Source organism: Prosthecobacter algae, assembly GCF_039542385.1.
GTDB lineage: Bacteria > Verrucomicrobiota > Verrucomicrobiia > Verrucomicrobiales > Verrucomicrobiaceae > Prosthecobacter > Prosthecobacter algae.
This window is the reverse complement of the sequence record NZ_BAABIA010000012.1, coordinates 92,484-105,867: the sequence shown is the minus strand read 5'-3', so window position 1 is coordinate 105,867 and position 13,384 is coordinate 92,484. Positions and strand designations below refer to the sequence as shown.

Sequence of the window (13,384 nt, the reverse complement as noted above, 5' to 3'; positions counted from 1 at the left end):
GTGTTTTTGCGACACTTTCAGTTACATACTAAATAGTATGTATGGCTAATGCCCCTAAACATGTTCGCAATCCGGCTGAAACCCGCCAAAGGCTGGTGGGGGCGACGCTGCGTCTGATGCTGAAGCAGGGCTATGCCGCGACGACGGTGGACCAGATCTGTGCGGAGGCAGGGCTGACAAAGGGCAGCTTTTTTCATTACTTTGCTAACAAGGAAGCCATCGCCCGTGCGGCCCTGGATGCGTTTGCGCAAATGGGCACGGATTTATACACCCCCGCCTGGTCTGAGCCTGGGGTGGACCCGTTGGAGCAACTGCATCGGCTGCTGGACATCATGGTCAGTTTCAATCAACGGCCTGATGAGCTGTGCGTGTGCATGGTGGGCATGATGTCGCAGGAGCTTTCCCAGGTGAATGCCGAGATGCGGGTCGCCTGCGATGGGCACCTGCAAGACTGGGAGGATCGGGTGACGCGCATGCTGACGGATGCAAAAAAGATCCACCGGGTGCGGCGTGCTTTTGAGCCCGCACAGGTGGCGCATTTTCTCAACAGTCTATGGCAGGGCTCGATGCTTGTGGGTAAGACGCGCCAGAGCCCCGAGATGGTGATCCAGAACATCGAACTGGCGCGAGATTTTGTGGATTCCTTGTTTGAATCTCCCCCGCCACGCCTGGGGATTCGGAAGGGCAGAATAAAAAAGAAAAAAGTCTGTCCTGATGTCCTGACCAGTCCCGGCCATTCGTCATGCCTTTGAATACCGTCCATCAAACCCTCAATTTTTATGAGCCTTTCCTCCTCTGATTCCACTGAATACATGGTCCTCTTCCGAGCCACGGGCTGGCAGCAGGATCTGTCGCCCGAAGAAATGCAACAGGTCATGGCGCGCACCATGGCGTGGTTTGAGCGATTGCAGCAGCAGGGTAAGATGAAAGGCGCACAGCCTCTGTTTGAAGAGGGAAAAGTGATCTCAGGAAGAAAAGTGCGTCAGGTAGCGGATGGACCTTTTGCCGAGTCCAAAGAGACCATCGGCGGGTATCTGATGCTGAATGTGAGGACGATGGAGGAGGCCGTAAGCATCGCCCAAGAGTGGCCCATGCTGGACTGTGGAGCCACGGCGGAGGTAAGGCCCGTGGCCCCTGAGTGCCCTAGCTTCAATCGAGTGAAGGAAGCACAAATGGCGGCTGCCTAACATCAAGTGTCATGTCTGCTTCAGCCTCCAGTGCCGAGTCCGGTATCAGTCAGTTGGCTGACCACCTTTTCCGTCATGAATCGGGAAAGTTGGTGTCCATCCTCACGGGTATTTTTGGCATCCATCGCCTCCAGATGGCGGAAGATGTGGTGCAGGAGGCACTGGCACGGGCGCTGCAAACGTGGCCCTTTTATGGCGTGCCGGTGAACCCTGCTGCCTGGCTGATGCAGACGGCGAAAAATCTAGCGCTGGACCTCATCCGCCGAGAATCCAGCTTTCAGCAGAAGCAGCCGCACATCGTCCATTTCATTGAGCAACGGATGGCGGAAACGGAGACAGGCGAGGAGCCGCGTTTTGATGGCGAGATCAAGGATGATCGTCTGCGGCTGATGTTTGCCTGCTGTCACCCTCAGCTCCCGCAAGAGGCGCAGACGGCATTGGCCCTGAAAGTGATGTGTGGTTTCAGCCCGCTGGAAATTGCGCGTGCTTTCCTTACCTCGGAGGCGGCCATTGCTAAAAGACTGACACGCGCCCGGCAAAAGCTGCAGGAGGAAGCGGTGGCCTTTGAGATCCCTTCCGGGGTTGAGTTGCCCGTTCGATTGGAGGTGGTGCTGCAGATTTTGTACCTGCTATTTAATGAAGGCTACAAAGCCTCCAGCGGCTTGCGATTGATCCGCGAAGATCTGTGTCATGAGGCGATACGTCTGACCTCTTTGTTGGCTGCGCATCCTGCGGGGAATAAGCCGCGCACGCATGCTCTGCTGGCGCTCATGCTGCTGAATGGTGCGCGTTTCGCCGCGAGGCTGGATGCGGGGGGCGACATCCTGCGACTGGAGGAGCAGGACCGTCGGCGTTGGGATAAGGGCATGATCCAACGGGGCATTTTTCATCTGGGATTGTCCACGCAGGGAGATCAGGCCAGCGAGTATCATCTTCAGGCAGGCATTGCTGCCTGTCATTCATTGGCTCCAGAGGCGGCCTCTACGGACTGGCCTCAGATCCTCCGGCTTTACGATCATCTCCTGCAAATGAATGATTCCCCCATCATCGCTCTGAACCGCGCGGTGGCACTGGCCAAAGTAGAGGGGCCTGCCCAAGGACTGGCGGCTGTGGAGGCCATCTTGGATCGCCAACCGCTGGACTCCTACCACCTTTTCCATGCTGTCATGGGTGAGCTGGAGGCACAGCAGCAGCATTACCAGTCAGCGGCGGCGCATTTGCGGGCGGCTTTGAAACTCACCGAGATGGCATCTGAGCAAAGCTTGCTGAGCAAGCGGCTGCAAGAAATCGAACAATCAAATTGAACCAAACTTCACACGAACCCAGCCTAACCAAAAGATAAACTATGATCGCTAAAATTCTCATCGGTCTTGCCGTTCTCCTCGCCGGTCTTGCCGTCGTCATTTCCATGCGCCCAGATGACTTTCGAGTGTCCCGTTCTGCGACGATGCAGGCCACACCTCAAGCCATTTTTGAGCAGGTGAATGATCTGCGCAAAGGCCAGGACTGGTCTCCCTGGGTCAAGCTGGACCCCACTTGCAAATACACCTTTGAGGGGCCTCCAGCAGGTGTGGGTTCTTCCGTTCAATGGTCGGGCAACAATGACGTGGGTGAGGGAAAGCAGACCATCGTCGAAAGTCGCCCAGGAGAACGGGTAGGCATGAAGCTGGAATTCATCCGCCCTTTTGCAGGTACGAATGATGTGGAGTTTAGCTTCAAACCGGAAGGCACAGGCACATTGGTGACGTGGACCATGTCTGGAAAAAACAACTTCATGAGCAAGGCCGTGGGGCTGGTGATGGACTGCGACAAGATGTGCGGAGACTTCTTCGTGCAGGGATTGGCCAGCTTGAAAAGCATCGTCGAAGTCGCGCCCAAGGCCTGAACACGGGCCGAATTTTATCTGCACGGGATCAGTTTATCCAATCCACATTAAAAGTAACCTAACCAATTCATTTGTTTAAATTTATGAAGACATCCCTGGTTCAGCCTTATCTCTTTTTCGGCGGGCGCTGTGAGGAAGCACTTGAGTTTTATCGCAAGGCCATCGGTGCCCAAGTGGGCATGGTGATGCGCTTCAGCGAAAGCCCTGAGCCTCCGCCGCCAGACATGCTGGCCCCTGGTTTTGCAGATAAAGTGATGCACGCCTCGTTCACGGTCGGCGAGACGGTTTTGATGGCCTCCGATGGTTGTGAAGGCCCGGAATCTTTTGCGGGGTTTTCACTGTCCTTGAGCGTGGCTACGGTGGAGGAGGCGGAAGCCAAATTTGCCGCTTTGGCTGAGGGAGGTGAAGTGACTATGCCCATGGGGAAGACCTTTTGGTCCCCCTGTTTTGGCATGCTGAAGGATCGCTTCGGGATGGGTTGGATGGTCACGATCCTTGAGGATGCACCCCCGAGTCACTGATGAGGAAGGTGACAAAAATGCTGCCAGATAAACGGTGTCATGGATGACAGGATGCGCAGAGCTTAGTTTTGAAAATTTCTTTCCCCTCGCATGATTCCTTCGCTTCCTTCCACTCATGAATCGGTGGCGCTGATGGGTGCGTCGGAATGGGGCATGGACTGCGTTTTCTCGGCTCCGCGCGAAGATGTTTTTAAAGCCTGGACGGAGGCGGAAATCTTAGCGCAGTGGTGGGGGCCGCATGCCTTTACCAATCCGGTGTGTGAGATAGATGTGCGGCCAGAAGGACGCTACAGCCTGACCATGCACAGTCCAGACGGCACAGACTACCCATTGCACGGGAAGTGGGTGGAGGTGGTAGAGTCCCGGCGACTGGTGATGACGATGGATTGTTCTGGATTCCCCGCTGCTTGGCTGGAGCTGGTGAAACCAGCGGGTGCGCCTGAGGATGTGAATCAACCACGACCTTTGCGGCTGACCGTGAGATTGAGCGAGGTGGACGAAGGGACACTCCTGAGACTGCACCTGCATTTCGATTCTCCCGCCCTCTGTGATGTCTTTCTGCGTCATGGGCTGCACAAGTGCTGGGTGGAAAGTTTTGAAAGTCTGGCTGCACTGCTGGTTATCCTAGGGCCTGACAAATCGGGAAAAAATATTTCGTCTTCCTGTCCTTAACGAAGACGCTCGTTCGTCATCTCTTTGAACAGCCGCTCAAACATCCGGCTGCGAATCCTCTCAGAACCCATTCCTGGAATGACTAACAAAATGATCTTCGTCAACATTGCCGTCAAAGACCTGCCCAAATCACGGGCGTTTTTTGGCGCATTGGGCTACAGTTTCAATGAGCAGTTCTGTGATGAAACGGCCGCCTGTTTGGTGATCAGCGAGAGCATCTTTGCGATGCTGCTGACCGAGCCGAAATTTCAGAGCTTCACATCTAAACCCTTGGTGGATGCGAAGCAGAGCACAGAGGTGCTGATCGCCCTGTCCTGTGAGAGTCGCGAAGAAGTGGATGCGCAGGTGGCCAAGGCGGTCGCTGCGGGGGGAGCGACTTACAATGACCCGCAGGACCACGGCTTTATGTACAGCCACGGTTTCCAGGATCTGGACGGCCACATCTGGGAGGTCTTTTGGATGGACCCTTCTGCCATCGCGCAAGCTTAAAATCTGAGCCCTCAGATTTTCAATCGTTAACCCAATCTCCCTTCCATGAAATACATACCCGCCTTCGTCAGTGCCCTTCTGGGCTTCTTATTCATTTTCGCATCTGTCATGGTGCTCTTTAATTTGGCCCAGCCGAAACCGGAAGACATGCCGCCGGAAGGTTCGCCCGCAGCGCTTTTCATGGCCGCCCTCGCTCCGACCGGTATGCTCACGTTGATCAAGCTATGCGAACTGGTGGGCGGCCTCCTGGTCATCATTCCGCGCACACGTAACATCGGGCTACTGTTCCTAGGGCCGATCATTGTCAATATCCTGGCCTACCATGCGCTGATTGCCAGAGATGTCACCAACAGCGGCGGTACCATCGGGATGCTGGCCTTCATCAGTCTGGCACCTCTTTACCTGCTGTGGGTGGAGCGTCGGGCCTGGGCTGGGCTTATCCGACGCTAAAGCTTTCTCGCTTTCTGTATAAACCACAAACCTAGCCTAACATTATGTCACACTACATTGATGGATTCGTCCTGCCGATCGCGGCAGATAAAATTTCCGAGTATCAAAGCATCGCTGAAAAGGCGAGCAAGATCTGGATGGATCATGGTGCCCTCGACTATCGCGAATGCGTGGCCGAAGACACCGATGCTAAGGACATGGTTTCTTTTCCTTCCCTCGCAGGGGCGAAGGAGGGTGAGACGGTGGTCTTTGCTTACATCGTTTACAAATCGCGTGAGCATCGCGATGAGGTGAATGCCAAAGTCATGGCCGATCCTCGCATGCATGAATTTTGCCCTGATCATGGCGGCGTACCGCCCTTCGACTGCAAGCGCATGGCCTACGGTGGTTTCAAGACGATCGTGAGCGTTTGAGCCAGCGTGGAAGGGCGAACGGTGCAGAGAATTCTGCACCGTTTTTTTTGGGACTAACAAGAGGTGTGAAATGAGCAGAGGATTCTTGGGTTGCCTCTTGGATCTAGCTCCCTAGGGTAGTCGGATGGATCCTGCCCCCATGGAAATTCTGGCCACGGTACTGTTCGCCCTGGCGGTGTTGCACACCTTTGCGGTGAAACGTTTTGCTCATTGGGCGCATCAGTTCCCTCGCGGTTCCATTCAGGAAAATCTGCTTCACTTCCTGGCTGAAACGGAGGTGGTGTTTGGTCTCTGGGCGGCTGCACTGTTCGCAGGCATTGTGGTGCTAAAAGGCTCCGTCCATGATGCCGTCGTTTACATTGAGAGTTTGAATTACACGGAGCCCAAATTTGTGCTGGTGGTGATGGTGGTGGCCGCCACCCGGCCTGTGGTGAAGATGGCGGAAAGCCTCATCAGCGGCATTGCACGCCTGCTGCCGATGCAGGAGGCCATGGCCTTTTACGCGGCTGCGCTGGTGGTAGGGCCATTGCTGGGGTCTTTCATCACGGAGCCTGCGGCCATGACCCTGCTGGCACTGGTGCTGAAGCGTCGATATTTCGACCAGGGCATTAGTTTGAAACTAGCGTATGCCACCTTGGGTCTGCTGTTTGTGAATGTCTCCATCGGCGGCACTCTGACTCACTTTGCCGCACCGCCCGTGCTCATGGTGGCTGCAAAATGGGAGTGGGACACGATGTTCATGCTGACTCACTTTGGCTGGCGTGCAGCTCTGAGCTGCCTGACGGCGACGACGATTGTCACCTTCCTATTCCGTCAGGAACTGCGCGGGCTGAAGGTGGCTGAAAATCGCAGCGGTGCCGTGCCTGTGTGGCTGACGTTGTTGCATGTGCTGTTCCTGGCCGCCGTTGTGGGATTTGCACATCACCCGGATGTTTTTTTTGGCGTGTTCATGCTGTTCTTGGGGCTGGTTTCCGCCACGCGTGAATACCAGGATCCGCTCAAGCTGAAGGAAGGGCTGTTGGTGGGTTTCTTCCTCGCTGGATTGGTCACACTGGGATCCTTGCAGGCTTATTGGTTAAAGCCGCTGATCAGCAGTCTCAGTGGCCATGCCTTGTTTTATGGGGCCACAGGGCTGACGGCGCTGACGGACAACGCGGCGCTGACCTATCTAGGGTCCTTGGTGGATGGCATCAGCCTCGATTTGAAATATGCGCTGGTGGCGGGTGCGGTGACAGGTGGCGGGCTGACGGTCATCGCCAATGCGCCAAACCCGGCAGGCGTGGGCATTTTGCAGAGTGCGAAGGTGTTTGGTACCGAGGGGATCAGCCCACTGCGCCTGCTGCTGGGGGCGCTTTTGCCCACTCTCGTGGCCATCGTGTTTTTCTGGTGGCTGTGAGGTGGGATGTCATTTTTCTTGCATCCCCGTGCTGGTCCATCCCACTGTGCGGCGCATGTCTGAAGTCACCGCCATCAGCAAGTTTGCCTGCCCCGGTTGTGGGGGCGAGGCTGTGTGGACCCCAGCCAAAAAGGCCCTCGTTTGCCCCTATTGCGGCACGGTTTCACCGGCGGAGTTGAAGGCAGATGGATCGTTGATTGAAGAAAGTGATCTGGCCACGGCCCTGCGCTCCATCCCAGAAGATCAGCGGGGCTGGGCGGCCAAGCGGAAAACGGTGCGTTGCCAGAGCTGCCAGGCCATTTCGGTCTTTGATGAAAAGCGTGTGGCCCAGCGCTGCGACTTCTGCGGCTCTTCATCGCTGTTGAGCGTGGATGACATCCAGGCCCCCATCCGGCCCGGCAGCCTGCTGCCGTTCAAGATCGCCGATACCCATGTCCGGGAGGAGATCCGGAAATGGTATGGCAGCCACTTTTGGGCGCGTAGCAATCTGAATGACAAGGCGATGACGGACACCCTCCATGGCCTGTATTTGCCCTACTGGACTTTCGATGCCCATGCCGAGTGCCCCTGGGAGGCAGAGGCCGGGCACCACTATTACACTCGCGACAGCCAGGGCCGCCAGCAGCGGCAAACCCGCTGGGAATATGCCAGCGGGCATGTCAGCCAAGACTTCGATGACGTGCTAGTGCCTGCCTCCAAGGGCGTGCATCCGGCGCTGCTTTCTGCGCTCGAGCCATTCCCAACGGTGGACAGCCTAGTGCCGTACGATGCCGGTTACCTTTCCGGCTGGGTGGTGGAGCAGTATCAGATCGACCTCATCCAGTCGGCCCAGGCTTCCCGATCCCGCATGGATGACCTGCTGCGCAGCACCTGTGCCCAGCAGATTCCCGGAGATACCTACCGGAATTTGCAAATCTCCCCGGAATACAGCGCCCAAACCTTCAAGCACGTCTTGCTGCCCGTCTGGTTGCTGACTTACACCTACGGAACCAAAACGTATCAAGTGGCCGTGAACGGGGTGACTGGAAAGATCACCGGCGAGTACCCGCTGAGCTGGGTGAAGATCACCATCGCCGTGGTGCTGGGGCTCATCCTGCTATTCATCATGATGCAGATGGGAAATTGAGCCCGATCTTGGGCAAGATCAGCCTCATTATGTAGCTTCCATCCCTGGGAAAAAAGACCAGGCGCGCAAGTCCTTAAGAAAGGTGTTTTTAGAATTAAGTGTTCAATTGAACGCATTCGTGCGACTCACTTGTGCCACACTTTCAGCAAATCTGAGATTGCCTTTTGTGGCCTTTCTCGTTACTAAGCTCATCTTAATTACCAGCAATTGTGGAATATCAATTGCTAGTGATCGAGAATGTCACTGCTCCCGTGATCAACGCGCATGTTTGCCTCAACCGCCAGTATTTTCTCGAATCCCTGGAATGCCGATGTCTTTTCGGCTGAGGGAAAGGCGTGCCGCGAAGGGGAAAAAGGATGGCTTTCTAGAATTGTACAAACGTTCCAAGTCGGTGTCTGGCCGTGGTTCGGAACTTCTGAAGACGGAATGGATGACATGATGCCTTGGGGACGAGGCACGCTGACGACGCGTGCCACAGAGGGGGAAGCGGGTTCCAGCGGGGGGGCTGCACCCGAGCCTGGCGGTGCCCGGGATCTGCCGTTTTATCACTTGCCTGTGCTCATGGCTGAGGTGCTCGAAATGCTGCAACCCGCCCCAGGAAAACTCATTTTTGATGGCACCCTTGGCGGTGGCGGGCACACGGAGGCTCTCCTGCAAAAAGGTGCCCGCGTGGTGGCCATGGACCAGGATGATGAAGCACTGCGCCACGCTGGCGAGCGGCTGAAGGGCTATGCGGATCGTTTTTGCGCACTGAAGGGGAACTTTCGCGATTTCCCCACGGTGCTGGGGGAAGCTGGGGTGACCGGGCTGGATGGCATGCTGATCGACATCGGCGTGAGCAGTCGCCACCTGGACGCTGCTGAGCGTGGTTTCTCCTTTAATAAGGACGGTCCTCTGGACATGCGCATGGACACCAGCGGCCCGATGACGGCTGCGGACATCGTAAACACCTATGACCAGGGCGCGCTGGAGCAGATCCTGTGGAAATATGGTGAAGAGCCGCAGGCTCGGAAGATCGTGAAAGCGATCCTGGCCGAGAGAGTCAAGGCACCGATCAAGACCACGCTGCAACTAGCGGAGCTGATCTCCAAAGTGTGCCCGAAATTCAGCAAGCGCCATCCGGCTACGCTGACCTTCCAGGCCCTGCGGATCGAAACGAACCAGGAACTGGCCGCTCTGGAAGACTTCCTGGCGGCAGCTCCGAAATGGCTGAAGCCCGGTGGACGGCTGGCCGTCATCAGCTTTCACTCGTTGGAGGATCGGGTGGTGAAACACACCTTCCAGCATCAGAGCCAAGTTTGGCTGGATCGTCCCGAATGGCCCGCTCCACGGCCAAATCCGGACTGCGTGTATCGCCTTCTCTCCCGCAAACCTTTGGAAGCCACGGAAAACGAACTCAGCCTCAATCCACGCGCCCGCAGTGCCCGTCTGCGCGGTGTGGAGCGCCTGCCTCAATGAAAAACAACCGTTATCGCAATGCCATCGGCCTGCCGGTACTGACGGCGGTACTGATCCTGTGCGGAGCGGTGCTGCTGGCGGCGCTGAGCGTGGTGGTGAACAAGAACCGCATCACGGCACTGGCAGAGCAGCAGCGGCAGGTGGAGCAGGAGATGAAGCTGCTGAATTTTGAGATCGTCAGCCTGGGCCGCAAGGTGGACTTGCTGCTGGATGGGGCGCGCGTGCAGCCCATCCTTCAGTCCAAAGGCACCTGGCTGCAAAAGCTGAGCCCGGATGCCCGAGCGATCATCCATTTGAAACCCATCCCCACTGCCAAGGCGGTGGTCCAATCTGCTGAGGCCGAACTGCCATGATGCCCACCCCCAATCAGGCGCAACTGCGCCGCGACCGTCCGCTCTGTCATCGGATGATGTTCGTCACCTGCTTCCTCACCCTGTGCTTTTCCGGCGTGATGTGGCGGCTCTATGATCTGCATTTGAAAAAAGGCCCCATGCTGGCCGAAGAAGCCGCGAAAAAGTTTCGCGAAGACCGCACGCTGCCCGCCCAGCGCGGCTCCATCAAGGATCATTCGGACCGTTATTTGGCCTATGATGAGGAAGTCTATGAGCTGCGCACCGACCGCGTGCATCTGCACGATGTTCGCTCCGTACTGCCGAATCTAGCGCGCATCCGTGGCGTGAGCCAGAAGGAGCTGACCCGCACCCTCACATCTGAACAAATCCTGAAAGCCTACCATGTCCACGTGGCGGAAAGCCTCGGGGCCAAGATGGGCGTGCCAGCGGAGACCATGCTGGAGAAGGTGACGTCCAGCCGCCCCATCGAGGTGCTGACCCAGAACATGAATGACGAGCAGGCGAAAGACTGGCGCCAGCACCTGGAGAACCTTTTTGTCAAAGGCATCTATGTGAAGCCCGCCGTGCGCCGCCATTACCCGACCGACAACCGTCTGGCCCTGATCATCGGTGGAGTCGAGGAGGGCAAAGGGGGCGTCCAGGGCATTGAAAAAACCTTTGAAGACACCCTGCGTGGCGTGCCCGGCTCCGTCTGTGTGGAGCATGACAAGTATGGCCGCGAACTGCTGCTCTACCGGGGCGAAATCAAGGAGCCCGTGCATGGCAAGGACGTGCACCTGACCATTGATCTGCAGATGCAGGATGCCGTGGATGCCATCGTTGCTCAGGCTCAGGCGACTTATCGGCCTAACAAGATGATGGCCATCGTTACCGAGGTCACCACCGGTTCCATCCTGGCCATGAGCTTTCTGCCCGGCCACGACCGCCTGGAGCCCGACAGCACCAACTGGAAAAACCTGACCATCAACGAACCTTACGAACCTGGTTCCACCTTCAAAGTCGTGGCCTTCACGGCTGCCCTGGACCAGCGCAAAATGGGTCCCGATGAGTCTTTTGACTGTCATTGGGGCCTCTATACGGACCCGGTGCTGAAGGCGACCCTGCGGGACGTTTCCAAAATGGGCACGGTCCCCGCTCGCGAAGCCTTTGCGAAGTCCAGCAACATCGCCACCTACAAGGTTTTCAAGCGTGTGGGTCAGGATACCTACCTCGATTACGTCAAGCGCTTCGGCTTTGGCCAAAAGACCGGGATCTCCCTTTCAGGAGAAAGCCGTGGCTACATCAATGACGGTCGTTGGTCGAACACCACCTACTCCCGCTTTCCTATGGGCTACGAGGTCAATGTCACCCCTCTGCAGATGGCCATGGCCTACGGGGCGATCGCCAACGGCGGCATTCTCATGAAGCCCCGTCTGGTGGACCGCATTGTTGCGGACGGCGGTCGTCAGGTCACCCAGATGCCGCCGCAGGCCGTGGGCCAGGTTTGCACAGGCAAAACGGCCGCTCTGATGAGGGATCTGCTCAAAGGCGTGGTGGACCACGGCACGGGCAGCCGCGCCCAGATCGAGGGCATCGAGGTCGCCGGGAAAACCGGGACGTCGCAGCGCTATGACCACGAGTTGATTGTTGGAAAGAATAAAGATGGAAGTCTGCGAAAGGGAGGCTATCGAAAAGACCAGTGGATCACTTCCTTTGCGGGGTTCGCACCAGCGAACGACCCAAAAATCGTGTGCGTGGTCGTGCTGGACAATCCTCAGGCACCCGACCCCGCCGACATCGGTGGTGGAAAGGTTGCCGCTCCTATCTTTGCTGAAATCGTGGCCGAAACTCTCAAACAACTCTCCATCCGCCCTCAACGTCCCCTCGCTCTCGAAGGAGGTGCCGAATGATCTTGCGCGATCTGATTCCCCATCTGGACAACCCGGTCGTCTCCGGCAGCCTCGATACTGAAATCACCGGGTTGAGCTATGATTCCCGCACGGCGGGTCCTGGCATCGCCTTTGTCGCCCTCCGGGGAAATTCGGTGGATGGTCATGACTTCATCCCCAAGGCCATCACAGCCGGCGCAGCGGTGATCATTTCCGAGCAGGCCCCCCCTGATGACGTCAAAGTGCCGTGGGTGCATGTGAAGTTCAGCCGCGTGGCCCTTGCCCAGGCTGCGGCTTTCCTGCACGGTTTCCCGGCGCAAAAGCTGGCCATCGCCGCCGTCACTGGCACCAATGGCAAGACCACCACCGCCTTCCTCACCCATCACCTTCTGAATGCAGGGCAAAAGCGCTGTGGTCTGCTGAGCACCATTCTCTACGATCTGGGTGGCGAACAACTCCCCTCCACCCACACCACGCCAGAGTCACTGGAGATCCAGAGCCTGCTTTCCCAAATGCTGAACAACGGCTGCCGCGCCGTCTCCATGGAGGCCAGCTCCCACGCCCTGGATCAGCAGCGCACGTACGGCCTGCCCATCGCCGCCGGTATCTTCACCAACCTTACCCAGGACCACCTGGACTACCATGGCACCATGGAAGAGTACTTTGTGGCCAAGGCGCGTCTGTTTGAAACCATCGCCGCACAGCCCAAAGGGGCCATGATCATCAATGCGGATGACGCCTGGGGCCGCAAGCTGATCACCCGTTATGAAAACACGGGCCGGATCATCAAGTTTGGTTATGGCGTCGGTTTTGACTACCGTGCCACCAACGTGCGCTTCGATCTCACGGGCACTAGCTTTGAGCTGGAGGCCAAGGGTCGCACCTTCCTGGTGCGCACGCCTTTGATCGGTGACTTCAATGTGTACAATTCGTTAGGCGCACTCGCCGCCGCCAGTGCCATGGGCCTGAATCTGCGGGAGACCGTGAGCCATCTGAAAAACGCCCCGCAGGTGCCTGGCCGTCTGGAGCGCGTGACGGAAGCGACGATCAAGTTCCAGGTCTTTGTGGACTATGCCCACACGCCGGATGCCATCGAAAATGCCCTGCGCACCGTGCGTTCTTTGCGCCCGCGCCGCATCATCACGGTCTTTGGCTGTGGCGGTGGCCGCGACCGCTCCAAGCGCCCGCTCATGGCCGCTGCCGCAGAAGCCGGCAGCGACATCTGTGTGCTGACGAGCGACAACCCGCGCAATGACGATCCGCAGGTCATCATCGCCGATGCCGTCAAGGGCTTCGCCCGGCCCAAGAACCACCTGACCGTTGTGGATCGTCGTGAGGCCATCCAGATCGCGCTCGAAAACGCACGCGGTGGGGACATCGTCCTGATCGCTGGCAAAGGCCACGAAGACTATCAGGAAATCCAGGGCAAGAAGCATCCTTTCGATGACCGCCGCGTCGTCCGTCAGCTCATGGTCCAGATCGCCGGCAACCGCGATGTGGAGCGTGCCGAACGTCAGATGCTGCGTGAGCAGGAAAAGATGAACCGCCGTCCTTACGACCGCTAAG

15 protein-coding genes are annotated in these 13,384 nt (G+C 57.4%); all 15 read left to right on the top strand.

Translation table 11 applies throughout. The features are described from left to right. Positions 1-41: 41 nt before the first annotated feature. Positions 42-752 (top strand): TetR/AcrR family transcriptional regulator, encoded by a 711-nt coding sequence (locus ABEB25_RS22730; RefSeq protein WP_345738749.1) that lies wholly within the window; start codon positions 42-44, stop codon positions 750-752. Positions 753-779: 27 nt separating this feature from the next. Then, positions 780-1,187: a YciI family protein gene (locus ABEB25_RS22725; RefSeq protein WP_345738748.1), complete on the top strand. Its 408-nt coding sequence runs from the start codon at positions 780-782 to the stop codon at positions 1,185-1,187. A gap of 11 nt (positions 1,188-1,198) precedes the next feature. Further along, complete coding sequence (locus ABEB25_RS22720) at positions 1,199-2,491, top strand: RNA polymerase sigma factor (RefSeq protein WP_345738747.1); 1,293 nt, start codon at positions 1,199-1,201, stop codon at positions 2,489-2,491. A 41-nt stretch (positions 2,492-2,532) separates the two neighbouring features. Continuing rightward, entirely contained in the window at positions 2,533-3,072 is a 540-nt protein-coding gene (locus ABEB25_RS22715; protein WP_345738746.1) for an SRPBCC family protein, read from the top strand. Positions 3,073-3,155: 83 nt separating this feature from the next. After that, complete coding sequence (locus tag ABEB25_RS22710) at positions 3,156-3,593, top strand: VOC family protein (protein WP_345738745.1); 438 nt, start codon at positions 3,156-3,158, stop codon at positions 3,591-3,593. 90 nt (positions 3,594-3,683) lie between these two features. Further along, entirely contained in the window at positions 3,684-4,265 is a 582-nt protein-coding gene (locus ABEB25_RS22705) for an SRPBCC domain-containing protein (protein WP_345738743.1), read from the top strand. Positions 4,266-4,343: 78 nt separating this feature from the next. After that, entirely contained in the window at positions 4,344-4,754 is a 411-nt protein-coding gene (locus ABEB25_RS22700; RefSeq protein ID WP_345738742.1) for a VOC family protein, read from the top strand. A 45-nt stretch (positions 4,755-4,799) separates the two neighbouring features. Beyond that, positions 4,800-5,204: a hypothetical protein gene (locus ABEB25_RS22695; protein WP_345738741.1), complete on the top strand. Its 405-nt coding sequence runs from the start codon at positions 4,800-4,802 to the stop codon at positions 5,202-5,204. A 44-nt stretch (positions 5,205-5,248) separates the two neighbouring features. Next, a complete protein-coding gene (locus ABEB25_RS22690; protein WP_345738740.1) occupies positions 5,249-5,617 on the top strand; it encodes a DUF1428 domain-containing protein in 369 nt (122 codons plus the stop codon). Positions 5,618-5,741: 124 nt separating this feature from the next. Beyond that, positions 5,742-7,013 carry a putative Na+/H+ antiporter gene (locus ABEB25_RS22685; protein ID WP_345738739.1) on the top strand — a complete coding sequence of 424 codons (1,272 nt, stop codon included), beginning with the start codon at positions 5,742-5,744 and terminating at the stop codon, positions 7,011-7,013. A gap of 55 nt (positions 7,014-7,068) precedes the next feature. Beyond that, positions 7,069-8,139 carry a TFIIB-type zinc ribbon-containing protein gene (locus tag ABEB25_RS22680; RefSeq protein WP_345738738.1) on the top strand — a complete coding sequence of 357 codons (1,071 nt, stop codon included), beginning with the start codon at positions 7,069-7,071 and terminating at the stop codon, positions 8,137-8,139. Between the two features lie 435 nt (positions 8,140-8,574). After that, positions 8,575-9,597 (top strand): 16S rRNA (cytosine(1402)-N(4))-methyltransferase RsmH, encoded by a 1,023-nt coding sequence (rsmH, locus tag ABEB25_RS22675; protein ID WP_345738737.1) that lies wholly within the window; start codon positions 8,575-8,577, stop codon positions 9,595-9,597. Further along, positions 9,594-9,950: a hypothetical protein gene (locus ABEB25_RS22670; RefSeq protein WP_345738736.1), complete on the top strand. Its 357-nt coding sequence runs from the start codon at positions 9,594-9,596 to the stop codon at positions 9,948-9,950. Before rsmH ends, ABEB25_RS22670 begins: the two co-directional genes overlap by 4 nt. Next, on the top strand, positions 9,947-11,839 hold the full coding sequence (locus ABEB25_RS22665; protein WP_345738735.1) for a peptidoglycan D,D-transpeptidase FtsI family protein: 1,893 nt from the start codon (positions 9,947-9,949) through the stop codon (positions 11,837-11,839). Before ABEB25_RS22670 ends, ABEB25_RS22665 begins: the two co-directional genes overlap by 4 nt. After that, the gene (locus ABEB25_RS22660) at positions 11,836-13,383 is read left to right on the top strand and encodes a UDP-N-acetylmuramoyl-L-alanyl-D-glutamate--2,6-diaminopimelate ligase (RefSeq protein ID WP_345738734.1); all 1,548 of its coding nucleotides are present in this window, start codon (positions 11,836-11,838) and stop codon (positions 13,381-13,383) included. The genes ABEB25_RS22665 and ABEB25_RS22660 overlap by 4 nt, the downstream gene beginning before the upstream one ends. Position 13,384: the final 1 nt, after the last annotated feature.

Excerpts from the sequence above, each read along its gene's own strand:
- ABEB25_RS22730 (WP_345738749.1), top strand. The coding sequence starts at position 42 with ATGGCTAATGCCCCTAAACATGTTCGCAATCCGGCTGAAACCCGCCAA.
- ABEB25_RS22725 (WP_345738748.1), top strand. The coding sequence starts at position 780 with ATGAGCCTTTCCTCCTCTGATTCCACTGAATACATGGTCCTCTTCCGA.
- ABEB25_RS22720 (WP_345738747.1), top strand. The coding sequence starts at position 1,199 with ATGTCTGCTTCAGCCTCCAGTGCCGAGTCCGGTATCAGTCAGTTGGCT.
- ABEB25_RS22715 (WP_345738746.1), top strand. The coding sequence starts at position 2,533 with ATGATCGCTAAAATTCTCATCGGTCTTGCCGTTCTCCTCGCCGGTCTT.
- ABEB25_RS22710 (WP_345738745.1), top strand. The coding sequence starts at position 3,156 with ATGAAGACATCCCTGGTTCAGCCTTATCTCTTTTTCGGCGGGCGCTGT.
- ABEB25_RS22705 (WP_345738743.1), top strand. The coding sequence starts at position 3,684 with ATGATTCCTTCGCTTCCTTCCACTCATGAATCGGTGGCGCTGATGGGT.
- ABEB25_RS22700 (WP_345738742.1), top strand. The coding sequence starts at position 4,344 with ATGACTAACAAAATGATCTTCGTCAACATTGCCGTCAAAGACCTGCCC.
- ABEB25_RS22695 (WP_345738741.1), top strand. The coding sequence starts at position 4,800 with ATGAAATACATACCCGCCTTCGTCAGTGCCCTTCTGGGCTTCTTATTC.
- ABEB25_RS22690 (WP_345738740.1), top strand. The coding sequence starts at position 5,249 with ATGTCACACTACATTGATGGATTCGTCCTGCCGATCGCGGCAGATAAA.
- ABEB25_RS22685 (WP_345738739.1), top strand. The coding sequence starts at position 5,742 with ATGGATCCTGCCCCCATGGAAATTCTGGCCACGGTACTGTTCGCCCTG.
- ABEB25_RS22680 (WP_345738738.1), top strand. The coding sequence starts at position 7,069 with ATGTCTGAAGTCACCGCCATCAGCAAGTTTGCCTGCCCCGGTTGTGGG.
- rsmH (WP_345738737.1), top strand. The coding sequence starts at position 8,575 with ATGATGCCTTGGGGACGAGGCACGCTGACGACGCGTGCCACAGAGGGG.
- ABEB25_RS22670 (WP_345738736.1), top strand. The coding sequence starts at position 9,594 with ATGAAAAACAACCGTTATCGCAATGCCATCGGCCTGCCGGTACTGACG.
- ABEB25_RS22665 (WP_345738735.1), top strand. The coding sequence starts at position 9,947 with ATGATGCCCACCCCCAATCAGGCGCAACTGCGCCGCGACCGTCCGCTC.
- ABEB25_RS22660 (WP_345738734.1), top strand. The coding sequence starts at position 11,836 with ATGATCTTGCGCGATCTGATTCCCCATCTGGACAACCCGGTCGTCTCC.